This is a genomic window from Nonomuraea indica, from assembly GCF_002850745.1.
Classification (GTDB): domain Bacteria; phylum Actinomycetota; class Actinomycetes; order Streptosporangiales; family Streptosporangiaceae; genus Nonomuraea; species Nonomuraea indica.
Genome location: NZ_KZ559469.1, coordinates 189,300 through 211,936, shown reverse-complemented (window position 1 = coordinate 211,936; position 22,637 = coordinate 189,300). Strand labels below are relative to the sequence as shown.

At 73.3% G+C, this 22,637-nt stretch carries 19 protein-coding genes and 1 riboswitch; of the genes, 11 read left to right on the top strand and 8 right to left on the bottom strand.

What is annotated here, in order from left to right; translation table 11 throughout:
* Positions 1 to 17 precede the first annotated feature (17 nt).
* Together CXR44_RS12610 and CXR44_RS12605 are read right to left on the bottom strand one after the other, a co-directional pair.
* Complete coding sequence (locus CXR44_RS12610; protein ID WP_101785894.1) at positions 18 to 425, bottom strand: hypothetical protein; 408 nt, start codon at positions 423 to 425, stop codon at positions 18 to 20.
* Positions 426 to 804: 379 nt separating this feature from the next.
* Positions 805 to 1,803: a LacI family DNA-binding transcriptional regulator gene (locus tag CXR44_RS12605; RefSeq protein WP_245899114.1), complete on the bottom strand. Its 999-nt coding sequence runs from the start codon at positions 1,801 to 1,803 to the stop codon at positions 805 to 807.
* 178 nt (positions 1,804 to 1,981) lie between these two features.
* Here CXR44_RS12605 and CXR44_RS12600 point away from each other — a divergent pair, with 178 nt between their 5' ends.
* Genes CXR44_RS12600 through CXR44_RS12585 form a run of 4 tightly spaced genes read left to right on the top strand, consistent with a single transcriptional unit; the run spans position 1,982 to position 7,102 of the window.
* Positions 1,982 to 3,283 carry an ABC transporter substrate-binding protein gene (locus CXR44_RS12600; protein ID WP_101785891.1) on the top strand — a complete coding sequence of 434 codons (1,302 nt, stop codon included), beginning with the start codon at positions 1,982 to 1,984 and terminating at the stop codon, positions 3,281 to 3,283.
* 11 nt (positions 3,284 to 3,294) lie between these two features.
* The gene (locus CXR44_RS12595) at positions 3,295 to 4,188 is read left to right on the top strand and encodes a carbohydrate ABC transporter permease (protein ID WP_101785889.1); all 894 of its coding nucleotides are present in this window, start codon (positions 3,295 to 3,297) and stop codon (positions 4,186 to 4,188) included.
* Positions 4,188 to 5,072, top strand: a complete 885-nt coding sequence (locus CXR44_RS12590) for a carbohydrate ABC transporter permease (protein WP_101785887.1) — start codon at positions 4,188 to 4,190, stop codon at positions 5,070 to 5,072. Before CXR44_RS12595 ends, CXR44_RS12590 begins: the two co-directional genes overlap by 1 nt.
* Before the next feature lie 26 nt (positions 5,073 to 5,098).
* A complete protein-coding gene (locus CXR44_RS12585; RefSeq protein ID WP_245899113.1) occupies positions 5,099 to 7,102 on the top strand; it encodes a beta-galactosidase in 2,004 nt (667 codons plus the stop codon).
* Positions 7,103 to 7,142: 40 nt separating this feature from the next.
* Here CXR44_RS12585 and CXR44_RS12580 read toward each other — a convergent pair whose 3' ends face one another.
* Positions 7,143 to 8,117: a DNA polymerase domain-containing protein gene (locus tag CXR44_RS12580; RefSeq protein WP_245899112.1), complete on the bottom strand. Its 975-nt coding sequence runs from the start codon at positions 8,115 to 8,117 to the stop codon at positions 7,143 to 7,145.
* 190 nt (positions 8,118 to 8,307) lie between these two features.
* Between CXR44_RS12580 and CXR44_RS12575 the strand changes: the two genes are divergently transcribed.
* Complete coding sequence (locus CXR44_RS12575; protein ID WP_245899111.1) at positions 8,308 to 8,676, top strand: hypothetical protein; 369 nt, start codon at positions 8,308 to 8,310, stop codon at positions 8,674 to 8,676.
* A 17-nt stretch (positions 8,677 to 8,693) separates the two neighbouring features.
* On the opposite strand, the gene CXR44_RS12570 is transcribed toward CXR44_RS12575, so the two are convergent.
* Positions 8,694 to 10,373, bottom strand: a complete 1,680-nt coding sequence (locus tag CXR44_RS12570; RefSeq protein ID WP_101785885.1) for a VanW family protein — start codon at positions 10,371 to 10,373, stop codon at positions 8,694 to 8,696.
* Between the two features lie 328 nt (positions 10,374 to 10,701).
* Positions 10,702 to 10,853: riboswitch (cyclic di-AMP (ydaO/yuaA leader) on the top strand.
* Between the two features lie 12 nt (positions 10,854 to 10,865).
* On the opposite strand from CXR44_RS12570, the gene CXR44_RS12565 reads away from it, so the two are divergent.
* Together CXR44_RS12565 and CXR44_RS12560 are read left to right on the top strand one after the other, a co-directional pair.
* Positions 10,866 to 11,588, top strand: a complete 723-nt coding sequence (locus CXR44_RS12565; protein ID WP_101785883.1) for a CHAP domain-containing protein — start codon at positions 10,866 to 10,868, stop codon at positions 11,586 to 11,588.
* Positions 11,589 to 11,900: 312 nt separating this feature from the next.
* A complete protein-coding gene (locus CXR44_RS12560; RefSeq protein WP_101785881.1) occupies positions 11,901 to 12,431 on the top strand; it encodes a DoxX family protein in 531 nt (176 codons plus the stop codon).
* On the opposite strand, the gene CXR44_RS12555 is transcribed toward CXR44_RS12560, so the two are convergent.
* Complete coding sequence (locus CXR44_RS12555; protein WP_245899110.1) at positions 12,418 to 13,767, bottom strand: TrkH family potassium uptake protein; 1,350 nt, start codon at positions 13,765 to 13,767, stop codon at positions 12,418 to 12,420. The two genes, CXR44_RS12560 and CXR44_RS12555, sit on opposite strands and share 14 nt — an antisense overlap.
* A 233-nt stretch (positions 13,768 to 14,000) precedes the next feature.
* On the opposite strand from CXR44_RS12555, the gene CXR44_RS12550 reads away from it, so the two are divergent.
* The 3 genes from CXR44_RS12550 (at position 14,001) to CXR44_RS12540 (ending at position 17,159) form a co-directional block, all read left to right on the top strand.
* Positions 14,001 to 14,717: a YqjF family protein gene (locus tag CXR44_RS12550; RefSeq protein WP_101785879.1), complete on the top strand. Its 717-nt coding sequence runs from the start codon at positions 14,001 to 14,003 to the stop codon at positions 14,715 to 14,717.
* A complete protein-coding gene (locus CXR44_RS12545) occupies positions 14,717 to 16,342 on the top strand; it encodes a RecQ family ATP-dependent DNA helicase (RefSeq protein ID WP_101786584.1) in 1,626 nt (541 codons plus the stop codon). Before CXR44_RS12550 ends, CXR44_RS12545 begins: the two co-directional genes overlap by 1 nt.
* Before the next feature lie 79 nt (positions 16,343 to 16,421).
* A complete protein-coding gene (locus CXR44_RS12540) occupies positions 16,422 to 17,159 on the top strand; it encodes an alpha/beta fold hydrolase (protein ID WP_101785876.1) in 738 nt (245 codons plus the stop codon).
* Positions 17,160 to 17,202: 43 nt separating this feature from the next.
* Here the strand turns inward: CXR44_RS12540 and CXR44_RS12535 are convergent, their stop codons facing one another.
* The 3 genes from CXR44_RS12535 to CXR44_RS12525 are packed head-to-tail and all read right to left on the bottom strand — an operon-like array spanning position 17,203 to position 22,040.
* On the bottom strand, positions 17,203 to 19,089 hold the full coding sequence (locus CXR44_RS12535; RefSeq protein ID WP_101785874.1) for a S9 family peptidase: 1,887 nt from the start codon (positions 19,087 to 19,089) through the stop codon (positions 17,203 to 17,205).
* On the bottom strand, positions 19,089 to 20,876 hold the full coding sequence (locus tag CXR44_RS12530; protein WP_101785872.1) for an N-acetylglutaminylglutamine amidotransferase: 1,788 nt from the start codon (positions 20,874 to 20,876) through the stop codon (positions 19,089 to 19,091). The genes CXR44_RS12535 and CXR44_RS12530 overlap by 1 nt, the downstream gene beginning before the upstream one ends.
* 33 nt (positions 20,877 to 20,909) lie before the next feature.
* Positions 20,910 to 22,040, bottom strand: coding sequence for a carboxylate-amine ligase (locus CXR44_RS12525; RefSeq protein ID WP_101785870.1), 1,131 nt, complete (start codon positions 22,038 to 22,040; stop codon positions 20,910 to 20,912).
* Positions 22,041 to 22,215: 175 nt separating this feature from the next.
* Between CXR44_RS12525 and CXR44_RS12520 the strand changes: the two genes are divergently transcribed.
* Positions 22,216 to 22,593, top strand: coding sequence for an STAS domain-containing protein (locus CXR44_RS12520; protein ID WP_101785868.1), 378 nt, complete (start codon positions 22,216 to 22,218; stop codon positions 22,591 to 22,593).
* Positions 22,594 to 22,637 lie beyond the last annotated feature (44 nt).

The following is a 22,637-nucleotide window of genomic DNA, read 5'->3' as shown; positions in this document are numbered from 1 at the left end:
ACTGCATAGAGGGGGGCTCAGGCGGCGTCGAGAGCTGCGGTGATCTTGCGGATCATGCCGGCCAGGGTGGGGCCGGGCTCGCCCCTGTGGGTCTGGGCGGCTGCCTCGACGGCGACCGTGACGGTGCGGCGGAAGTTGTCGGCCTCGGCCGGATCCTGCTGCTTGAGCCGGCTCATGGCGGTCGTCAGGGCCGGCAGCACCAGGTCGGCGAGTTCGGCCACGGACTTGCCGCTCAGGTTCACGCCCTTGGGCCACTCGGCGAGCACGTGCCCGACCAGGCCGGTGGCGGAGGCCAGGGCGACGGAGCCATGGGTGGCGGCCTTGTGCGGCTTGCCGGCGGCGTCGGCGGCGGCCATCAGCGAGACCGCGCCCCACGCGGCGGTGCGCAGGGTGATCTTGTCCTGGTCGGTCAGGATGGAGGGCATGGCGGTGCTCCTTCGAGGGTGACCGGATTCAACCGGTGTCGGCGGGGGCGGGCTTACCGGGCGCCGGCTCAGTTGCTGAGCCGTCTTCCTGGCGTCCACCATCGCCGCCCGCTCTGATACCGGGCCGTCACCGTCCTGACGCCGCCGCTGACACGACACCTTCTGATCGGCGGCGCGCGGTGGTCATCCCCGGACCGCGGAGGTCGCGGAGGTCGTGGAGGCCCCCCGAGGGTCGCGGGGGTCGCGGGGGTTGCGAAGGTGCGGGGGTCGCGGAGGTGCGGAGGTCGCGAGGGGTCAAAGCCGGGAGGGCCGCGGGGTGAGGGCCGCGAGGGGTCCGCAGGAGGCGCTTCCGGGGCCGGTCGTAGCGGCGTCGTGAGGGTCAGGCGGACTCGCGGACGATCAGCTCCGTGGGGAGGGTGACCGGCTCGACCTGGTCGGCGCCGTCGATGAGGGCGAGCAGCAGCCGGACCGTCTCCTGGGCGACGTCCGCGAGCGGCTGGCGAACCGTGGTGAGCGGCGGGTGGGTGGAGATGGCCACCGACGAGTCGTCGAACCCGCCCACCGCCACGTCGTCCGGCACCCGCCGCCCCGCCTGGCGCAGCGTGTGGAGGGCGCCGGAGGCCATCACGTCGGAGGCGGCGAACACCGCGTCCACGTCGGGCACGCGCTCCAGCAGCCTGGCCATGGCGCGCTCGCCGCTGGCGTGGGTCCAGTCGCCGTGTTCGACCAGCCTGGTGGACGCCTTGCGCCCGAGCACGTCGGTGAACCCCTCCAGCCGCTGGATGCCGCCGGGGGTGTCCATCGGGCCGGTGATCATGGCGATCTTCTTCCGGCCCCGGGACACCAGGTATTCGGCCATCTGGCGGGCGCCGCCGCGCTCGTCGCAGGCCGCGTACGGGATGACCGACTCGCGGCCGATCACCGCGCCGCACGAGACGGCGGGCAGGCGGGCCCCGCGCAGCGCGTCGACCAGCGGGTCTCCCGAGTGGGTGGACATGAGCAGCACGCCGTCGGCGTGGCCGCCGCGCACGTAGCGGAGCACCTGCTCGCGGTCGCGGTCGTCGGCGGCGATCATCATGACGAGCGACAGGTCGCGCTCGCCGAGGCCGCGGATGGCGGTGCGGATGGTGGTGCTGTAGTTGGGGTCCTCGAAGAGCTTCTCGTGCGGCTCCGACAGCACCATGACGACGGATCCGGCGCGCTGCCTGACCAGGTTGCGGGCGTTGCGGTTGACGACGTAGCCGGTCTCGGCGATGGCCCGCTCGATGGCGAGGCGGGCCGCGGGGCTGACGTAACGGTCGCCGTTGAGCACGCGCGAGACCGTGCCGCGCGAGATCCCGGCCACCCGGGCCACGTCGTGGATGGTCGGCCTCTTCACGTTCCCCAATATCTCACGGCTCGTTGTCAAAGCTCTGTGAGCGTACACAGAGAGACATATACAGCGCTAGATCCCATTTAGGGTGGTTTAACGAGAGCGTAACGAGGGGTTGACAGTCGGTCCGCTGGGCCAAGACGCTGTGAACGTTCACAGATACCCTCCACCAGCCGAGGCCCCCATGCGCATGAACAGGCTCGCCGCCGCCGCCCTCGCCGCCGCCCTCGTGACGGGCTGCGCCAGCGGCGCCCAGGACTCCGCCGCCCCCGCCGACACCGCGGCCCCCGCCGGCAACGTCAAGCTGACGTTCTGGAACTGGGTGCCCGGCATGGACAAGGTCGTCGCGGTGTGGAACAAGGCCAACCCCGCCATCCAGGTCGTGTCCAGCACCCAGGCCGGCGGTGACGACGCGGCGACCAAGTTCCTCACCGCCGCCAAGGCGGGCAATCCGCCGGACCTCATGCAGGCGGAGTACCAGGCGCTGCCGTCGTTCGTGGCGGCCGACGCGGTGGCCGACATCAAGGCCGCGGCCGAGCCGGTCAGGCGGGAGTTCGGCGAGGGCGTGTGGGGGCTCGTCACGCTGGGCACCGACGGGGTCTACGCCGTCCCGCAGGACAGCGGGCCGATGATGTTCTACTACCGCGCCGACCTGTTCGAGAAGTACGGCATCGAGGTCCCGAAGACCTGGCAGGAGTACGCCGAGGCCGCCAGGACCGTGCGCGAGAAGGACCCGAAGGTGTTCCTCGGCACGTTCTCCAGCAAGGACCCGGGCAGCTTCGCCGGGCTCGCGCAGCAGGCCGGCGCCCAGTGGTGGTCGATCAGCGGCGAGGCGTGGAAGGTGGCGGTCAACGACGAGCCCACCAGGCGGATGGCCGAGTTCTGGGGCGGCCTGGTCAAGGAGGGCGTGGTCGACACCATGCCGTACTTCACCCCCGAGTGGAACAAGGCGCTCAACGACGGCAAGCTCCTCACCTGGCCGTCGGCCGTGTGGGCGCCGGGGCCGCTGGCCAGCAACGCGCCCAAGGCCAAGGGCAAGTGGGCCGTCGCCCCGCTGCCGCAGTGGAACGCGGGCGAGAACCACACCGGCTTCTGGGGCGGCTCCGCCGTCGCCGTCGCTGCCGCCTCCAAGCACAAGGAGGCCGCCGCCAAGTTCGCCACCTGGCTCAACACCGACCCCGAGGCGCTCACCCTGCTGGTCAAGGAGGGTGCGATCTACCCGGCCGCCACCAAGGGCACCGCGCTGCTCACCGAGCCGCCCGCGTACTTCTCCAACGTCCCCGGCTTCTACGAGCAGGCGGCCGCCCACACCGCCGGCGCCCGCGGCTTCACCTACGGCCCGAACGTCAACGTCGCCTACAACGCCTTCAGGGACGCCTTCGACAAGGCCGCGGCCGACAAGTCGTCCTTCGTCGACGCCCTGGTCAAGGTGCACGACGCGACGGTGGCCGACATGACCAAGTCCGGCTTCCAGCTCGCCCGGTGAGCGGCCGAGCGATGCGGCCCCGACGCCGGGGCGGCCTGGCGCCGTACGTGTTCCTCGCCCCCGCCATGACGCTGTTCGCCCTGTTCATGGTCGTGCCGATCGGCTACACGGTGTACCTGAGCCTGCACCGGACCAAGGTCTCGGGTCTGGGGCTGGGCAAGGGGGCGCGCAAGGAGGTCTTCGTCGGGCTCGACAACTACGCCGTCTCGGTCGGTGACGGCGAACTGTGGGCCGGCTGGCTGCGCGTCCTCGGGTACGGCGTGCTGGTGCTCGTCGTCATGCTGGGCCTGGCCCTGCTGTTCGCCCTCATGCTGGACACCGCCCGGGTGCGGCTGGCCAGGTTCGCCCGGATCGCGATCTTCCTGCCGTTCGCGGTGCCCGGGGTGGCGGCCGGCCTCATGTGGGGCTTCCTCTACCTGCCGAGCCTCAGCCCGTTCCACGAGCTGTTCGGCGCCGACCTGCTGAGCCGCACCACGGTCGTCTACTCCATGGCGAACATCGCCGTCTGGGGCGGCACCGGCTTCAACATGCTGGTCCTCTACACGAACCTGCGCGCCGTCCCGCAGAGCCTCTACGAGGCCGCCCGCATCGACGGCGCGTCGGAGCTGCAGATCGCGCTGCGGGTCAAGATCCCGATCCTGATGCCGGCGATCATCCTGACGACCGTCTTCTCCGTCATCGCCACCGTCCAGGTGTTCACCGAGCCGAGCACCCTGCGGCCCCTGTCCAACACGATCAGCTCGACCTGGAGCCCCCTGATGAAGGTCTACCGGGACGCCTTCGTGACCGGCGACCTGTACTCCGCCGCGGCGACCGCCATCGTGATCGCGGGCGTGTCGCTGGTGCTGTCGTTCGGCTTCCTGCGCCTGGTGCGCGACCGGGCGTTCGGGGAGGCGGGGGCGTGATGGCCACCTCGACGCTCGCCTCCGCCTCGCGCCGCCGCGCCGCCGCGCCCGCCCGCCGGCCGCTCGGCCTGGTGCCCACGGGCGTGCTGCTGCTCGGCGCGATCTACTGCCTGTTCCCGGTGAGCTGGGTGGTGGTCGCCGCGACCAAGACCCCGGGCGAGCTGTTCTCGACCGGCACGTTCGCGCTCGGCACCGGCCTGTTCGACAATCTCGCCGACCTCGCCGCCTACCGGGACGGCGTGTTCGGGCTGTGGATGCTCAACACGCTCCTGTACGCCGGAGGCGGAGCGCTGCTGTCGACGGCCGTGTCGGCCGTGTCGGGCTACACCCTGGCCAAGTACCGCTTCGCCGGCCGTGACCTGATCTTCAACCTGCTGATCGGCGGCATCCTCGTGCCCGCCGTGGTGCTGGCGATCCCGCAGTACCTGCTGTTCAGCAAGATCGGGCTGGCCGACACCTACTGGTCGGTCCTGCTGCCGCAGATCCTGCACCCGTACAGCATCTACCTGGCCCGGGTCTACGCGACGGCCGCCATCCCCGACTCGCTGCTGGAGGCGGCGCGCATCGACGGCGCCTCCCACCTGACGGTGCTGCGGCGGGTGGCGCTGCCGCTGATGGCGCCGGGGATGGTGACCATCTTCCTGTTCCAGTTCGTGGCCATCTGGAACAACTTCCTGCTGCCGTTCATCATGCTCGGCGACGACACCAAGTTCCCGCTGACCGTGGGTCTCTTCACGATGCTCAACGCCGGGGCGAACAACCCGAGCCTGTACAACCTCATCCTCGCCGGCACGTTCGTGGCGCTCATCCCGCTGGTGGCGCTCTTCCTGACCATGCAACGGTTCTGGCGCACCGACCTCAGCAGCGGCGCCGTCAAGGCCTGATCACATATCGCAACTTTGGGGGATTCGTGAGTCAGTACCCGGCTGTGCCGGACGGCATCGCGTTCGGCGGGGACTACAACCCGGAACAATGGCCCGCCGAGGTGCGGGAGGAGGACGTCCGCCTCATGCGGGAGGCGGGGGTCACCCTGGTCAGCCTGGGCGTCTTCTCCTGGGTCCAGATGGAGCCGCGCGAAGGGGTCTACGAGTTCGGCTGGCTGGACGCCGTCGTGGACCGGCTCCACGACGCCGGCATCGCCGTCAACCTGGGCACCCCGACCGCGGCGCCGCCCGCGTGGTTCATGCGGGCCCACCCCGACGCCGCCCCCGTCACCCGGGAGGGCGTCCGCGTCGGGACGGGCGGGCGGCAGCACGCCTGCTCCAGCCACCCCGCCTTCCGCGAGGCGAGCGCCCGGCTGGCCGAACGGCTCGCCGACCGCTACGGCGACCACCCGGCCGTGGTGATGTGGCACGTCCACAACGAGTACGGCGCGCCGCTCGGCGAGTGCTACTGCGCGGCCAGCACCGCGGCCTGGCGGCAGTGGCTGCGCCGGCGCCACGAGAACCTGGACGCGCTCAACGCCGCCTGGGGCACCGCGTTCTGGGGCCAGCGCTACGGGGAGTGGGAGGAGATCGACGCGCCCCGGTGGAGCCACACCGTCGTCAACCCGGCCCAGCGCCTCGACTACGCCCGGTTCGCCAACGAGGAGCACCTGTCGCACTACCGGCTGCAGCGCGACATCCTGCGCCGCACCGGCAAGCCCGTCACCACCAACTTCGCCGGCACCGTCAACTGCAAGTCCATGGACCTGTGGCGGTGGGCACCCGAGCTGGACGTGGTCGCCAACGACCACTACCTGAACGCCGAGCAGCCCGACAACCACATCTGGCTGTCCATGTCGGCCGACCTCAGCCGCTCCATCGCGGGCGGCCGGCCGTGGATGCTCATGGAGCACTCGACCGGCGCCATCAGCTGGCAGGCGCGCGGCATCGCCAAGCGGCCCGGCGAGATGCGCCGCAACAGCCTCGCCCATGTCGCCAGGGGCTCCGACTCCGTGCTGTTCTTCCAGTGGCGGGCCTCCCGGTCCGGCGCGGAGAAGTGGCACTCGGCGATGCTGCCGCACGGCGGCACGGGCACCCGGCTGTGGCGTGACGTCGTCGCGCTCGGCGAGGATGTGCGCCGGCTGGCCCCGGTTCGGGGCAGCCGGGTGACCGCCGAGGTGGCCATCGCCTGGGACTGGGAGTCGTACTGGGCGCTGGAGCTGGAGTGGCGGCCCACGGGCGACCTGGCGTTCCGGGAGCGGGTGGACGCCTTCTACGAGGCGCTGTGGCGCGAGCACGTCACCGTCGACTTCGTCCACCCGTCCGCCGACATCTCGGCGTACAAGGTCGTGCTGCTGCCGAGCTCCTACCTGCTGACCGAGAGCTCCGCCAAGAACCTCCAGCGGTACGTCGAGGGCGGCGGCCACCTGCTCGTGTCGTACTTCTCCGGCATCGTGGACGAGTACGACACCGTCCACGAGGGACCGTACCCCGGAGCGCTGCGTGAGCTGCTGGGCGTGTCGGTGGAGGAGTTCCACCCGCTGCGCGAGCACGAGACCGTGACGCTGACCGGCGGCGGCACGGGGCGCATCTGGTCCGAGCGGGTCCGCCTGGAGCGCGCCAGGGCCGAGCAGCACTTCGCCGACGGCCCCGACGCCGGCCACCCCGCCTACACCAGCCACGCCTCCGGCGCCGGCACGGCCCGCTACCTCGCCGCCGGCCTGTCCGCCGCCGGACTGCGTCCCCTGCTCGCCGCGCTGCTCGACCGGGCGGGCGTCTCCCGGCCGCGCGACCTGCCCGAGAACCTGGAGCTCGTACGGCGGGGCGCGCACACCTTCCTCATCAACCACGGCCCCGCTCCGGCCACGGTCCCCGGCCTCCCGGGCACCGATCTGCTCACCGGCGCCCCGTTCGCCGGCGAGGTCCCTGCGGGCGGCGTCGCCGTCGTCGCATCCCACGGCGGCGACCCCGGGCCGGCGACCCTCCGGTAGCGGCGGACGAGCGAGGGGCGCCGCCCCGCCGCCCCGCCGGTCACGGGGTGCGGCGGGCGCGGGCGCGGCGTCTGCCCTCGTGCATGGCCTGGACCCGGGCCACCGGGATCGTGTGGCCCTCCGCCACCAGGTCGGCGGGCAGCGGGCGCGGGTCCGGCAGCAGGGCGGCCCACGGATCACCACCGGCCAGCAGACCCGGCACGGTGCGCAGGGTGAAGTCGGCCGGTGCCACGCGGTCGAGGTCCTCCCACGCCACCGGGAACGACACCGGCGTGCCCGGCCGGATCCGCGGGCTGTAGGCGGCCACCACGGTCGCCCCGCCGGCCCGGGTGGAGTCGATGAACACCTTGCCCTGCCGGTCCTCCCGGATGAACGCCGTGGTCGCCAGGGCCGGGTCCAGCCGCTCGGCGCGCGCGGCGAGCGCGCGGGTGGCGGCGGCCAGGTCGTCGACGGCCACCCCCTCGGCCACCGGCACGAACACGTGCACGCCCTTGGCGCCGCTGGTCTTCACCGCGCCGGCCAGCCCGGCGTCGTCCAGTGCCTGCCGCACCAGCAGCGCGGCCCGCACGGCGAGGCCGAACGCGCCGCCGTCACCCGCGCCGCCGTCACGTGCGGCGAGGTCGGGCGGGTCGAGGTCGAGCACCAGGTGGGTGGCCCGGTCGCGCAGGATCAGCGCCGGGTGGTACTCGACGGCCCGCTGGTTGGCGAACCACAGCAGGGTCGGCCGGTCGTCGCACAGCGCGTACGTCACCTGCCGCTGCGACGCCTCCGCCCAGACGGACACCCTGCGGATCCACGACGGCGCGTACGCGGGCAGGTTCTTCTGCATGAAGGGGGCCTGGCCGGGACGTACGCGGATCACGGACAGCGCCCGCCCGCGCAGGACCGGCAGGATGCGGTCACGGACGGCGTCCAGGTAGTCGACCAGGTCACGCTTGGTGGCCTCGGCCCCGTCGAACAGCGGCCCGTCGAGGTTGGTCAGCTTGACCCCGTCACGCGTCTCATCGGCGCTCACCTGCCCCACCATGCCCGCCGGACGCCCGGTCACACAACAGGCCGGCGGTCGCGGAGCTCTTCTCCGCGTCGCCGGGCACCGGTGGGCCGCGGTGAGACCATGGGCTCACGATGGCCGTGGGCCGCCCGGCCGGCGGTGGGCCTGGTTTGGCGCGGGCTCACGGCGGTACGTCGTGGGGAAGGGGGGAACCATGAGGAAGATCATCGCTGTCGGGCTCGGCACCCTGGCCGCCCTCACGCTGTCGACCTTCACCCTGTTCGCCGGCCCCGCCCACGCGGACGCTCAGAAGCGCGAGGTGAGCGAACGGCAGTACCGGATCCTGCTGGCCCAGTGCCGGTACGCGGACGCCCCGCGGCTGCGCGCGAGGTGCCGCGCCACGGTGCGGGCCAGCTACCGCGTCGGGCGCGCCGATCCGAGGCTGGACTGCCGCACCTACTCCGGCGTGACCGTGTGCGGCGTGCTGCCCCTCAGCGCCGCCGAGCAGGCCTGCGTCGAGGACTCGGTCGCCGCCGGCCTGTCCCGCCGCCGGGCCGAGGTGGAGTGCTACGTGCTCGACTGACGGCGGCCGGGAGGCGCCTACGTCCGCGCCGTGCAGGTGAGGCGGGGTTCGGGCTGGTAGACCGTGTGGAAGCGCTGCTTCCTGACGACCTTCCCGCCCTTCTTGAAGATCCGCCACACGTCGATGGCGAAGCCCTGCACGCCCTCCATCGGCAGGCAGTCGGGCCCGGAGTCCTTCATCTTGCGGAAGCCCTTGACGTTGTAGCGGCCCGAGCTCTCCGACTCGATGTCCCACCGCTTCGTGCTCCAGAAGTCCACGGTGATCGACGTGTCGGTGTACGACGTCTTGATCAGCACCCCGTACCGGGAGTCGTTGCGCCACCGGAAGTCGGGCTGCGGGAAGGAGACCGTGGACTCGCGGCCCGCCGGGTAGCGGGAGATGTAGTACTGGTGCGGCGTGTGCTGCACGTCCTCGAACCCGCCGAAGAACACCGCGTTGAACATCGTGGTCGCGAACTGCGAAACCCCGCCGCCGACGTCGTTGACGAACCGCCCGTTCATGATCATCGGCGCCTCGACGAAGCCGCGCGCCCGGTCACGCCTGCCCACCAGCCCGTTCAGGGAGAACGTCTGGCCCGGCATGACCAGGTGGCCGTCCACGATGTCGGCGATGCGGTGGATGTTGGTCACGCGCGGCGCGCAGCACGGATGCTGGGTGGTGTAGGAGCCGACCTTCTCGCGCACGCCGAGCCGCTTGGCCTTGGCGGTGGTCAGGTCGGGCTGGGCCTGGACGACCGGCACCTCGACGACGCGCTCGCCGCTCGCCAGGGCGGAGGTGACCGCCTTGGCCAGCCCGTCGGGGTCGATGTCGCGGCCGGCCCGGCTCGGCACGACCTGCGGCCTGCCGTTGGCGATCCGGAACGCGGCGTCGCGCGGACGCCGCTCCTCGGCGACGAGGTCGTCCCGCAGGTCGTCCACCAGCGTCGAGGCGTCGAACGCGGGCCGCATCCCGCCGTGCCCGTCGGGGACGAAGCGCAGGCGGGACGCGAGCTGGTCGCGCGACAGGCTCGCCCGTTCGTCCCCCGCCGTCAGCGTCAGCGGCCCGGCGACCGCCGCGCGGGCCGTGGAGGCGGCGATCTCCCGAACCTTGGCGGCCGGCACCGACGGGGGCGTCGTGCGGACCGGCAGCGTGACCTCGTCGCGGCGGGCGAGGAACGCCTCGCGGATGGCCCGCGCGGCCTCCTTCCGGTCGAGGACGCGGCCGGCCGTGGGCAGCGTCACCTGCGGTTCCAGGCCGCGGTAGGCGATGGCGCCCTCCCGCGGCCTCCGGTCGACCTTCCTGGCGAGGGCGGCGATCCGCCTGTCCAGCAGGTCGTCGTCCACCTCGACGGCGGGTGGGACCGTGCGGGTGCCGAAGAGCGAGCGGGCGATCCCGGCCGGGGTGGTGTGGCCGTCCATGGCCCGGGCCACCGTCGCCCCCGCGTCGAGGGTGACGCCGAGGTCCTTGGGCTTCATGGTGACGGTACGGCCGGCGGCCTCGACCTTCAGCGGTCCCGGCCGGCCGAACTCCTCCTCCAGCCTGGCCCGGGCGGCCCCGGGGGAGAGGCCGCTGATGTCGACGCCGCCCGCGTCGGTGCCGGGCGGCACCTCTCCGGCCAGGGCCAGGGCGGGCATGCCGTAGGCCAGCAGGAGCACGGCGGTGATCGCGGCGGCCGCCGCGGCGACGCGGCCTCGCGTGGTGCTGAGGATGCGCTTCATCGTGGGGGCGACCTCGTTCGGGGAGTCGGACGTCCGGTCAGTGTGCCATGGCGCCGATCGGCTCCCGGGCGTCTTTACCCAACGGGGAGGACAGCACCTTCAAACCTCTTTTGCCAGGGGAAGTAGGTAAAAACTTCGGCGCGGAACCCCAGGTCGGGAGGGGGGTCGCGGGGTGCGGGCCCGTACTTCGCTTGCACCGCTCTATACGCTTCGCTTACGTTTGGGGACATCAAGGCACATGTCCGGCATGTAAGTACCTCCGCCGGGTGATGCCTCGTTCAAACGCCGAGACCGCGTACGCACCGCCCGCATGACACATCCGCGGGGGGCGGCGCGGCCGCCGAATCCGCGACAGATCGCGGAACCGGGGACCCAATCTCTCATGGGGTGAATCGGCACGTCCGCCACGAGCGGCGTGCCGTAGGGCACTTCCAGGCCCGAATCCGTCAGCTAACCCGGTAGGCGGCATGGAAGCAAGGAGTAAACCCCAGTATGACCAAGCGCGACCTCTCCCGTGCCATCGTGCCCACCGACCTCCCCCGGCTCGCCGTCGGCCTGACCATCGCCGCGGGCGCCGTGTTCGGCGCGGTCCCGGCCATGGCCGGGCAGCCGGCGGCCGCCGAGGCCGGCCAGCCGGTGGCGGCCGAGGCCGGCAAGCCGGCGGAGACCGCCCCGCAGTCGAAGGAGCAGCCCAAGACGGTCGCCGCGGCCTACCAGAAGCCGCTGACCGCCGACGCCCTGCTGCGGGTGGCGGAGTCGCAGGTCGGCGTGACCGAGAACGCCGCCGGCGGCGGCACGCCGTTCCACAGCTGGTACATGTCCTCGCGGCGGGCCGCCGAGACCGTCGCCCGTGACGGCGGCAGCATCCGCGCCTACGCCAACGCGCCGTGGTGCGCGATGTTCGTCTCGTGGGTCGGCGAGAAGGCCGGTGCCCGCCCCTCCGTCGGCTGGGACGCCTACACGGTGACCTACGCCAAGTGGTTCAAGGCCAACAAGCGCTGGGGCGCCACGCCCAAGCCGGGCGCCGTCGTGTTCTTCGACTGGGACGGCAGCAGGAGCATCAGCGCGATCGACCACGTCGGCCTGGTCAAGAAGGTCAACGGCGACGGCACGATCAGCACCGTCGAGGGCAACACCGGCAACGGCAAGGTCGAGCGCCGGGTGCGGCCCACCTCGCAGGTGGCCGGCTACGGCTACCCCGTCCTGCAGGGCTGATCCCCCCCCCGCACCCCCACCCCCCATCCCCCACCCCCCTCACGTGAGCTCCCTCACGTCGAGCAGCGGCGCGAACGGGCCGGCGCAACCGGCCCGCGCGTGCTCGCGAGGATCGCCCGCGTGCTCGCGAGGATCGCCCCGGCCGGGCGAACCTGGACGGCGCGAGGTGGCCCACCGCATTCGCCCCGCCCGAGGAGACGCCCGAGGCGGAGGCCGTCATCGGCACATCCCTCCCAGGTCTGGGTTGACACAGACAGCGGATAGCGTCACTATCTATCTATTAGATAGTTTCACTATCCACTAGGGAGTGTCATGCAGATCCCCATCGTCCTCGTGGTCGCCCTGCTCGCCTTCCGCGGGCTCGGAGCGCTCGGCGTCAAAAGGTTCGCCTCGTGGCCCGTCAGCGCCGCGCACGCGCTGGCCGTCATGCTCCTCGTGACCGCCTCCGCGCACTTCGTCCCGGAGAGCGTCACGGTCATGCCCAACCACGCCGACCTGGTCGGGATGGTGCCGCCGTTCGTGCCCTTCCCCAGCGTCATGGTCTACCTGACCGGCGTGCTCGAACTGCTCGGCGCGGCCGGCCTCGTCCTCACGGGCACCCGCCGGCTCGCCGGTTTCTGCCTGGCGGCCATGTTCGTGCTGCTGCTGCCCGCCAACGTCCACGCCGCCCTGACGGACGTGCCGTTCAACGGCGGAGAGGTGACCCCGCTGTGGCTGCGCGTCCCCGAGCAGGTGCTCTACATCGCCGTGGCCGTCTGGAGCGCCACCCACGGCACGCGCCCCGCGCGCGGCACCACGGCCGCGGGGCTCGCCACGGGGCGGGAGGAGCTCAGCCGACGATGACCCGCTCCTCGGGAAGCTGGTAGCGGCGGGTCCGGTCCTTCAGCGCCAGCGCCGACCCCAGCGTCAGCGGGCCGGTCCTGCCGATGAACATCAGCACCGTGAGCAGCACATGACCCGCCGGCCCCAGCTCGGGAGTGATGCCGGTGGACAGCCCGACCGTGCCGAACGCCGACACGACCTCGAACAGCACCTGGTCCAGCCCGTGCGGCGTGAGCACCATCAGCAGGTAGGTGGCGACCGCCACCCCGGCCACGCTCAGGAGCGCGATGGAGATCGCCTGGCGCTGCGCGGCCTGCGGCAGGCGGCGGTGGCCGATGTTCACGTCCGACTCGCCGCGCATCTCCGCCCAGATGACGAACGCCAGCAGCCCGAACGTGGTCACCTTGATGCCGCCGGCCGTGCCCGCGCTGCCGCCTCCGATGAACATCAGCAGGTCGGTCACCAGCCAGCTGGAGGGGTACATGTCGGCGATGTTCAGGCTGTTGAAACCCCCAGAGCGCGGCATGACGGCGGTGAAGAAGGCCGCCAGCAGCTTGCCCGAGTCGTCCAGCGCTCCCAGCGTCCTGGGGTTGCGCCACTCGGTGACCAGGAACACCAGGGTGCCCGCCACGAGCAGGATCGCCGTGATCCCCAGGGTGATCCGGGTCAGCACCGACCAGTGGCCCGGCCGCCGCCACGATCTGAACAGCTCGAACATCACCGGGAATCCCAGACCGCCCACGATCACCGCCCCAGCGATCGGCAGGCAGATCCACGGGTCGGTGACGAACCGCATCAGGCTGTCCGACCACAGCGCGAATCCGGCGTTGTTGAACGCCGACACCGCGTGGAACGCCCCGAGGTAGACGGCCCGGCCGAACGGCTCGCCGTACCCGACGAGGAAACGCCCCGTGAGCAGGACCGCGATGACGGCCTCGCAGGCCAGGCTGAACAGCACCACGTTGCGCACCACGCGGCGCAGGTCGCTCAACGCCAGCGTCTTGGTCTCCGCCTGCGCGAACACCCTGGCGCGCAGCCCGAGCCGGCCCGACACCAGCACCGTGAACAGGGTCGCCAGCGTCATGATCCCGAGCCCGCCGACCTGCGCCAGCGCCATGATCACCAGCTCGCCGAAGACCGACCAGTGCGTCTCGGTGTCCACGATCACCAGCCCGGTCACGCAGACCGCCGACGTGGCCGTGAACAGCGCGGCCACCCACCCGGCCGACTCGCCCGACACCGTGGCGATCGGCAGGGCCAGCAGCGCCGTGCCCACCAGCGCCACGAACCCGAAGCCGGTGGCGATCACCTGCGCGGGGTGCTGGAACCGCTGGAGCAACGATGACGCGATCGTCACGGACTTCTCCTGGTCGCGGAGACGGAGCGAGGAGGACAGAGCGGCCGGCCGAGCGTCGCCGGCGGAGCGCGGGCCCTACCGTAACAGGACTTTCGACCGCTACCACCCCTGCGGTGCGGCATGCCGCCGCGGCTCCGGCCCGACCCGGGCCTCCAGGACGCGCAGCCGGCCTCGACCGGCCAGGGGACACCCCGCCGCGCGCATACCGCCCGGCACCGGGGTAGGGGCGGGCCATGCGTGTACGCCCCGTTCCGAAGGTCGCCGTGCCGGTGATGCACCACCGCTGGGCCCACATCACCTTCCTGCACTGGCGCTACCCGGCCGAGACGCTGCGCGCCATGGTGCCCCGCGGCCTGGACGTGGAGACGTTCGACGGCACCGCCTGGGTGGGCATGACCCCGTTCCTCATGGACGACGTCCGGCCGCCGGGCGTGCCGGCCCTGCCCTGGCTGTCGCGCTTCCCCGAGACGAACGTGCGCACCTACGTCCGCGACGGCCGGGGCCGTAGCGGCATCTGGTTCTTCTCCCTGGACGCCGGGCGGCTGGCGGCGGCGGTGGGCGGCCGGGCCGGCTACTGGCTGCCGTACTTCTGGTCGGACATGTCGGTCCACATCGACGGCACGCGGTGGTGGTACCGCAGCCGCCGCCGCCTGCCCGGCCGGCCGGGGGCCCGCGGCGACGTCCGGGTCGAGGTGGAGGCCGAGCTGACCGGACCTGACCGGGACGACCTGGCGAGCTTCCTGACCGACCGCTACCGGCTGTTCACCGTGGTGGCGGGGCGGCTCGCCGCCGCCGAGGTGGAGCACGCCCCCTGGCCCCTGCACGAGGCCCGGCTCTGCGGACTCGACCAGACCCTGCTCCACGCCGCAGGCCTGCCCGCGCCCGGCGAGGCGCCCGTCGTGCACGCCTCGCCGGGCGTGGACGTGCGGGTCGGCATGTGGAGCTGGTGATGGCGGGCGAGAGCACCGCCGAGCGCTGCCGGCGGGCCGCCCGCCGCGCCCTCGGCCTGACGGAACTGCGGCCCGGGCAGCTGGAGGCGATGACGGCGCTGGCCGACGGCCGCGACACGCTGGCGGTCATGCCGACCGGCAGCGGCAAGTCGGCCGTCTACCAGGTGCCGGCCCTGCTCAGGCCGGGACCGACTCTCGTGGTGTCCCCGCTGATCGCGCTGCAACGTGACCAGGTGGAAGCGCTGCACCGCAACGGCGAGGCCGCGGCCAGCGTGGACGCCGGCACCTCGGCGCGGGCCCGCGGCGAGACGTTCGAGGCGTTGCGCACCGGCGAGACCGAGTTCCTGTTCTGCTCGCCCGAGCAGCTCGCCCGCCCCGACGTGGTGGACGAGCTGGCGGCGGCGGGCATCTCCCTCATGGTGGTGGACGAGGCGCACTGCGTGTCGTCCTGGGGCCACGACTTCCGGCCCGACTACCTGCGGCTGGGCACGGTCGCCGAGGCTCTCGGCCGCCCGGTGATCGCCGCCCTCACCGCCACGGCGGCGCCGCCGGTACGGGAGGAGATCGCCGCCCGGTTGCACCTGCGGGACCCGGCACAGGTCGTGCGGGGGTTCGACCGGCCCAACATCGCCCTGTCGGTGCGCCGGATGCTCGGCGACCCCGCCGAGGCGCTCGTCGCGTCCGTCCGCGAGCAGCCGCTGCCCGGCATCGTCTACACCGCCACCCGCCGCAGGACCGCCGAGCTGGCCGGGCTGCTGGCCGACGCGGGGCTGCGGACGGCCGCCTATCACGGCGGCCTCCGGCGGGCGGACCGCGACGCGGTGCACGGCGCGTTCATGGCGGGCGAGCTGGACGTCGTCGTCTCCACCAACGCGTTCGGCATGGGGATCGACAAGCCGGACGTCAGGTTCGTCCACCACGCCGAGATCCCCGGCTCCCTCGACTCCTACTACCAGGAGGTCGGCCGGGCCGGGCGCGACGGTGAGCCGGCCGAGGCGACCCTCTTCTACCGGCCGGAGGACCTGGGGCTGCAGCGCTACTTCACCGGATCGGTCCCCGACGAGGAGACGCTGGCGCGGGTGGCCGAGGCCGTCATGGGGTGCGGCGTCGGCGGCATCGACCGCCGGGGGCTGCGCGAGCGCACCGAGCTGTCGCCGCGCCGCCTCACCACGCTGCTCGACCTGCTGCGCAGGGCCGGAGCGGTCCGGCCGGGCCCGCGCAGGGTCACGCCGGTGCCGGGCGGGCCGGACCCGGAGCAGGCCGCCGGCGCGGCGCGGGAGCTGGCCGAGCGCCACCGCGAGATCGAGCGCACCCGGCTGGAGATGATGCGCCGCTACGCCGAGACCGGCGACTGCCGGCGGCGCTTCCTGCTGGGCTACTTCGGCGAGGACCTGGGCGGGCCCTGCGGCAACTGCGACACCTGCCTGGCGGGCACCGCCCGGACGCCGGCCGAGGCCGGCGGTCCCTTCGCGATGCACGCCCGGGTGGAGCACGACACGTGGGGACCGGGGCAGGTGATCCGGCGCGACGAGGACCGGCTGACGGTGCTGTTCGAGACGGGCGGCTACCGCGAGCTGCTGCTTGACGCGGTGCTCGACCAGCAGCTCCTCCGCGAGCGCGGCTGAGGAGCCGGTGACGCCGGATCGGCCGGCGGCTGCGCCCCGAGACGGGCGAAGGAGGACGACAGGTGAGAGAGGACGTGGTATGCGGTTGACGGAGCGATGGGACGACGTCGTGGGCCGGCGGGTCCGGAGCATGGCGGCGGGCGGGCAGCACCCGGCCGAGCGTCCGGTGGTGCTCGTGCCCGGCCTGGGCGCGCTCGGCTACCTGCGTGACACGCTGGCCGGCTGCGGCGCGTGGGCGCGGTCGTTCCTGCTGGACGTGCCCGGCTTCGGGCACCGCCCGCCCCGGCCCTGCGCACCCGAGCTCCCGGCGATCACAGAACTCGTCACCGCCTGGCTGGAGGCCGTGGCCGGGACGCCGGTCGTGCTGGCCGGCCACTCCACGGGCGCGCAGGTCGCGCTCCGGGTCGCCGCCGCCCGGCCCGACCTGGTACGGGCGCTGGTGCTCATGGGCCCGACCTTCCCGCCCCGCCTGCGCACCCCCCGCGGCCTGCTCGTGCCGTACCTGCGCACCACCTCGCACGAGCCGGGCGGGCTGCTGCCCGTCACGCTGCCGTACTACCTGCGGGGCGGGCCGCGCGACCTGGCCCGCTTCGTGCGCAGCGCCCAGCGGGACGAACCGGAGCGACACATCGCCGCCGTCACCTGTCCGGTGCTGGTGGTCCGAGGCGCCCGCGACGCCTTCTCCCCGGCCGCCTGGGCGGACCGGCTCGCCGGAACGGTCAAGGACGGGCGGGCGGTGACCGTGCCCGGCGCGCACGCCTTCCCCTACCAGCACGGCGGCCTGACCGCCGCCCTCATCGCCCGCGCCGCCCGCTGACCTTCCCCGGTCGGCGCCGCCCGTTGACCTCGCCCCTGCCGCGTCAGGCCGCGGCCGGGGCGAGCAGATGCCGGCCGAGCCAGCCGACGACCTTGTCCACGAAGGCCACCCGGTTGGCCAGCCGCCGGATCTCGTGCCCCTCGTCGGGGAAGAGCAGGTAGTCGCACGGCACCCCGCGCGCCCGCGCCGCCTCGACGGCCTGCTCGGCCTGGTGGACGGGCACGTTGGTGTCCCGGGCGCCGTGCACCACCAGCAGCGGGACGCTCAGCCGGTCGAAGCGCCGCAGTGGCGACAGCGCGCGCAGCAGGTCCCGGTCGGCCTTCGGATGGCCGTACTCGCCGACGGCGGCCGCGGCGATCCACGGCTCGGTACGCGCGTAGAAACTCTCGAAATCGGAGATGCCGCACACGTCGACGCCCGTACGGAAGAGCCCGGGATGGTGGACGAGGGCGGCCAGGGTCAGGTAGCCGCCGTAGGACCACCCCATGCAGGCCAGGCGCCCCGGGTCCGCCACGCCCAGCCGTACCAGCTCGGCGGCGCAGTCGGCCACGTCGTCGATCGCCCGGAACCGCAGCCCGCGGTCGTCGGCCTCCCGGAAGGCGCGGCCGAAGCCGCCCGAGCCGCGCACGTTGGGCGCGAACACCCCGATCCCGGCGGCCAGCAGGCTCTGGTAGAGCGGGTTGAACGTGGGCCGCTCCTGGTCCTCCGGCCCGCCGTGCAGATGCACGAGGTACGGGGCCGGCGCGTGGACGCCCGGCGGGCGGTGGAGCCAGGCCGACAGCTCCAGCCCGTCCCGGGCGCGCAGGCGTACCAGCTCGGCCCGTGCCGCGCCCGGCAGCGGCCCCGCGCCCGCCACCCGCTCGTAGCGGCCGGCGCCGAGCTCGCACAGCAGGACGTGCGGCGGGTCGCCGGGTGACTCGGCCGCCAGCACGGCGTGGCTCCCGTCCAGGCTCACCCGGATCTCGGTGACCACGTCGGCGGGCGGCGGCGGCAGCGGCGTGACGGCCCCCGTCGCGGTGTCCAGCAGCTCCAGCTCCGAGCGGCCGGCCACGTTCCACACCAGGACGGCGCGCCGCCCCTCGGGGTCCAGCGCGAACCGGTCGAGGTCGGCGTCGGCGCGTCCGGCGAGCACAACCGGCGCGCCGTCCCGCGGCACGGCGACCAGCGCAGCGCGGTCGCGGCCCGCGTCGGACAGCAGGTAGGCGGTCGCGCCGTCGGGGGACAGGATGCCGTAGTCGGTGGAGCCGGCCAGCCCCGCCAGCAACTCCCGCTCACCCGCGATCCCGCCCCCACCCGGGAGACCGCCCACAAGACCGCCCGGGAGACCGCCCGCGAGACCGCTCGCCAGGCCGCCCTCCCGGCTGCTGCCGGCCAGCGACATGCGGCGGGCGCCGCGCGGTCCACGGCGCACCAGCAGGGTGGCGTGGTCCCTGCTGACGGCGGCGGGCCTCAGCAGCTCGCCTCCCGCGACGACCTCGCGGCCGCCCGTGGCCGCGTCGGCCAGTACGGCGTCGGTCCACCCCGAAGCGGACGTCTCGGCGACCAGCAACGTCTCGCCGCGCCCCGTCCAGCGGACGAACACCGCCGACCCGCCCTCGGGCGCGGCCAGCGGGCGCAGGCCGCCGCCGTCGGCCCGGACGGTCCACACCTGCGTGTGCTCGCCGCCTCCCGGCGCGACGAGGACGGCCAACCGCGCACCGGTGGGCGCCCAGCTCACGTCGATGACCGGCTCCGGCCCGGTGTCGAGCGGCCGGGCCGGCCCGCCGCCGCGCAGCGGGCCGATCCAGGCGCGGGGTGAGCCGCCCCGGTCGCTGACGTAGGCCACCGCTCCGAGGTCCGGGGCGAGGGCCGGGGCCCGGCAGCTCCACACGACGGCCGGCGCGACGTCCGGCCGCGTCCGCAGGAGGGGATCGGCGGGGGACCGGGCCATCAGACTCCCTGGGTCTGCAGCCACAGTTCGAGCAGCCCGAGCTGCCACAGGGTGTTGACGCCCGTCGTGGCCCGGTCCCGGTCGGGATCGGCGAGCAGCGCGGCGACGTACGACGGCCGGAACAGGCCCCGGGACCGGGCGGCGGAGGAGGTGAGGGCGTCGCGGACCAGGTCGAGGAACGGCCCGTCGAGATGGCGGATGGCCGGCACGGGGAAGTAGCCCTTGGGCCGGTCGATCACCTCGGCGGGCAGCAGCTTGCGCGCGGCGTCCTTCAGCACGCCCTTGCCGCCGTCGGCCAGCTTCAGCCGGCTCGGGCAGGCCGCCGCCAGCTCGACCAGGTCGTGGTCGAGGAACGGCGTGCGCGCCTCCAGGCCGTGGGCCATGGTCATGTTGTCCACCCGCTTGACCGGGTCGTCCACGAGCATGGCCGTGGTCTCCAGCCGCAGCACGGCGTCCAGCGCGGTGTCGGCGCCGGGCCGGGCCAGATGATCGCGGACGAAGTCGCCGCTGGCGTCGTGGTCGAGCAGGTGCTCGGGGCTCACGATGCCGGCCAGCTCGTGGTGCGGCCGGTCGGCGAACTCGGCGAGGTACACCTCGGCGGCCCGCTCGCGCGGCACGTCCGCCAGCGGCGGGAACCAGCGGTAGCCGGCGAACACCTCGTCGGCGCCCTGCCCCGACTGCACCACCCTGACGTCGCGGGCCACCTCGCGCGACAGCAGGTGGAAGGCGACGCAGTCGTGGCTGACCATCGGCTCGCTCATCGCGCGCACCGCGTCCTCCAGGCCCGACAGCAGGTGCGTGTCGGGGATGCGGATGCGGTGGTGGTCGGTGCCGTACGTGCGCGCCATCAGGTCGGAGTAGGCGAACTCGTCGCCGCGCTCCCCACCGGCCGGCTCGAACCCGATGCTGAACGTGGACAGCCCCTCCTGCCCCTCCTCGGCCAGCAGCGCGAGGATCAGGCTGGAGTCCAGCCCGCCCGACAGCAGCACGCCGACCGGCACGTCGGCCACCATGCGCCGGCGCACCGCGGTCCGCAGCGCGTCCAGCACGGCCTGCCGCCACTCGTCGTCGTCCAGCCCGGCGTGCCCCGGCAGGGCCGTGCGGGTGTGGGCGGGATCCCAGTAGCGCCGTTCGGTGCTCGTGCCGTCGGGCTCCAGGGTCCGTACGGTGGCGGCCGGAAGCCTGCGCACCCCGGAGAGGATGGTCCGCTCGCCCGGCACCAGCGAGTGGAAGGTCATGTAGTGGTGCAGCGCCACCCGGTCGATGCCGGTGTCCACCCCGCCGCCGGCCAGCAGCGCGGGCAGCGTGGACGCGAACCGCAGCCGCCGGCCGTCCTCGGCGAGGTAGAGCGGTTTGATGCCGAGCCGGTCGCGGCCCAGGGTGAGGCGGCCGGTGCGCTGCTCGTACGCCGCGAAGGCGAACATGCCCTTGAAGTGCTCGACGCACCGGTCACCCCACCGGTGGAACGCCTTGACCAGCACCTCGGTGTCGGAGGTGGAGCGGAACCGGTAGCCGGCCCGCCGCAGTTCGGAGCGCAGCTCCCGGTAGTTGTACAGGCAGCCGTTGAACACCACCGCGAGCCCCAGCTCCTCGTCCACCATGGGCTGGGCCGCCTTCTCGGACAGATCGATGATCTTCAACCGCCGGTGTCCCAGGGCGACGGGTCCCGCCGACCACAGGCCCGAGCCGTCCGGGCCTCGCTCGCGCATCGCCTCGGTCATCCGGTCCACGGCTCCCACGTCCGCCGCCGTCCCGTCGAACCTGATCTCGCCGCTTAGCCCGCACATACCTCTCCTTCGATCCGTCCTTTTTGATCCGTGTCATGCCGCCGGTCGGTGCGAGGTGGCGAAGCCTGACCGCGTCTCGGCGAGCAGCAGGTCCACCACGTCGGCCAGGCGGCCCCGGCGCGCGTACGCCGCGCGCTGCCGCCGGGCGGAGCTGCCCCGGCGCAGCGCCTCACGGGCCAGGCCGGAGACCAGCGTCCAGTCGCCGGTCTGCTCCAGGTGGGGCCGCAGGCCCTGCACCATCCGCTCGATCACCCGGCAGGCCCGGTCGGGCACGCCGCGCACCGGGTCGACCAGCGCGCCCTCCAGGCCGGTTCGCGCCGCCTGCCAGGTCGCCGCCCGGACCGCCTCCAGGCTCACCTCGCGGGCCGCGGCGCCGTACGGCTCCCGCCGTACGGACTGCAGCTCGCGGGACACCAACGCCCGGAACAGGCCCGCGACGAGCACGATGTCGGCCACGCGCGGGCAGGAGTCGCAGATCCGCAGCTCCACGGTCGGGACATGGGCGGACGGCCGGATGTCGAAGTAGATCATCCCGGCGTCGCCGATGACGCCCGACCGGATGAGCGCGTCGATCATCCGCTCGTAGGCGGCGGCGGAGTCGTAGCCGGCCATCGGCCCGGCGGTGGGCCAGCGCCGCCACACCATCGTGCGGTAGCTCGCGTAGCCGGTGTCGGCGCCCAGCCAGTAGGGGGAGCTGGCGCTGAGGGCGAGCAGCGGCGGCGCCCACGGCCCGAGCCGGTGCGAGACCAGAATGGCGAGGTCGCGGTCGGCCAGCTCCACGTGGACGTGGGTCCCGCAGATGAGCTGCTCGCGGGTCAGGTGCTGGTAGTCGCGCAGCATCCGCGCGTAGCGGGGGCCGGGGGAGATCCGCGCCTGGCCGACGTCGGCGAGCGGCACGCTGCCCGCGGCCACGACGCCGAGGCCCAGCTCGGCGGCTTCGCCGATCACCGTCTCGCGCAGCTCGCCCAGCTGGCGGGCCAGCTCCTCCAGGCAGTGGAACGGCCTGCTGTTGGACTCGATCGTCGAGCAGTGCAGCTCCTTGGTGAAGCTGTCCCTGGGCAGGATGTCCAGCAGGGATTCCGATCCCGGCACGAGATGCCGGGTACGGACGTCGACGAGGTGGAACTCCTCCTCGACGCCCACCATGCTCGGGGATCCGGTCATGAGGAACGACCCCGTACGACCCAGCTCGACAGCATTCCGGTGAGCTGCCCGAAAAAGGCACTTTTGCACCTTGTGATGTTCGGGAGGAGTTCATGAGCTGGGAAAAAGCCGTGCGCCCCCCGTTTGGAACCGGGGGTGAGGGGAGGCTGACAGGCGAGGGGGTTTCGGCCGGATCATGACATCACAGCGACAGCACACGCCCACGTTCACGGTCTCGCTCGGGCTGGTCGACGGCGTGGCCGTCCTCCGGGTCGGCGGCGAGCTCGACCTGGTCGCCGCGCCGGCGCTGCGCGAGCACCTGAGAGCCGCCGCGCGGCTACCGTCGCAGCGGGTCGTCGTGGACCTCGGCGACGTCACGTTCTGCGACTCCGTCGGGATGAGCGAGCTGGTCGTGGCGCTGAACAACAGCCAGAACAGCGGCGGACGCCTGGTCCTCAGCGGCGTGCGGGGCAGCCTGGAGCGGCTGCTGTACCGCACCGGGCTGCACAACCTCTTCGAGAGGCACGCCACCTGGCAGGACGCCGTCCGCCAGGTGACCGCCGATCCTCCCTAGAGCCGGGCCGATCCTCCCTGGAGCCGGGCCGATCCTTCCTGGAG

What these genes read in the sequence shown, in the direction of transcription:
- CXR44_RS12610 (WP_101785894.1), bottom strand. Translation starts at nt 425, where the DNA reads ATGCCCTCCATCCTGACCGACCAGGACAAGATCACCCTGCGCACCGCC.
- CXR44_RS12600 (WP_101785891.1), top strand. Translation starts at nt 1,982, where the DNA reads ATGCGCATGAACAGGCTCGCCGCCGCCGCCCTCGCCGCCGCCCTCGTG.
- CXR44_RS12595 (WP_101785889.1), top strand. Translation starts at nt 3,295, where the DNA reads ATGCGGCCCCGACGCCGGGGCGGCCTGGCGCCGTACGTGTTCCTCGCC.
- CXR44_RS12590 (WP_101785887.1), top strand. Translation starts at nt 4,188, where the DNA reads ATGGCCACCTCGACGCTCGCCTCCGCCTCGCGCCGCCGCGCCGCCGCG.
- CXR44_RS12575 (WP_245899111.1), top strand. Translation starts at nt 8,308, where the DNA reads ATGAGGAAGATCATCGCTGTCGGGCTCGGCACCCTGGCCGCCCTCACG.
- CXR44_RS12570 (WP_101785885.1), bottom strand. Translation starts at nt 10,373, where the DNA reads ATGAAGCGCATCCTCAGCACCACGCGAGGCCGCGTCGCCGCGGCGGCC.
- CXR44_RS12565 (WP_101785883.1), top strand. Translation starts at nt 10,866, where the DNA reads ATGACCAAGCGCGACCTCTCCCGTGCCATCGTGCCCACCGACCTCCCC.
- CXR44_RS12560 (WP_101785881.1), top strand. Translation starts at nt 11,901, where the DNA reads ATGCAGATCCCCATCGTCCTCGTGGTCGCCCTGCTCGCCTTCCGCGGG.
- CXR44_RS12550 (WP_101785879.1), top strand. Translation starts at nt 14,001, where the DNA reads ATGCGTGTACGCCCCGTTCCGAAGGTCGCCGTGCCGGTGATGCACCAC.
- CXR44_RS12545 (WP_101786584.1), top strand. Translation starts at nt 14,717, where the DNA reads ATGGCGGGCGAGAGCACCGCCGAGCGCTGCCGGCGGGCCGCCCGCCGC.
- CXR44_RS12540 (WP_101785876.1), top strand. Translation starts at nt 16,422, where the DNA reads ATGCGGTTGACGGAGCGATGGGACGACGTCGTGGGCCGGCGGGTCCGG.
- CXR44_RS12535 (WP_101785874.1), bottom strand. Translation starts at nt 19,089, where the DNA reads ATGGCCCGGTCCCCCGCCGATCCCCTCCTGCGGACGCGGCCGGACGTC.
- CXR44_RS12530 (WP_101785872.1), bottom strand. Translation starts at nt 20,876, where the DNA reads ATGTGCGGGCTAAGCGGCGAGATCAGGTTCGACGGGACGGCGGCGGAC.
- CXR44_RS12525 (WP_101785870.1), bottom strand. Translation starts at nt 22,040, where the DNA reads ATGACCGGATCCCCGAGCATGGTGGGCGTCGAGGAGGAGTTCCACCTC.
- CXR44_RS12520 (WP_101785868.1), top strand. Translation starts at nt 22,216, where the DNA reads ATGACATCACAGCGACAGCACACGCCCACGTTCACGGTCTCGCTCGGG.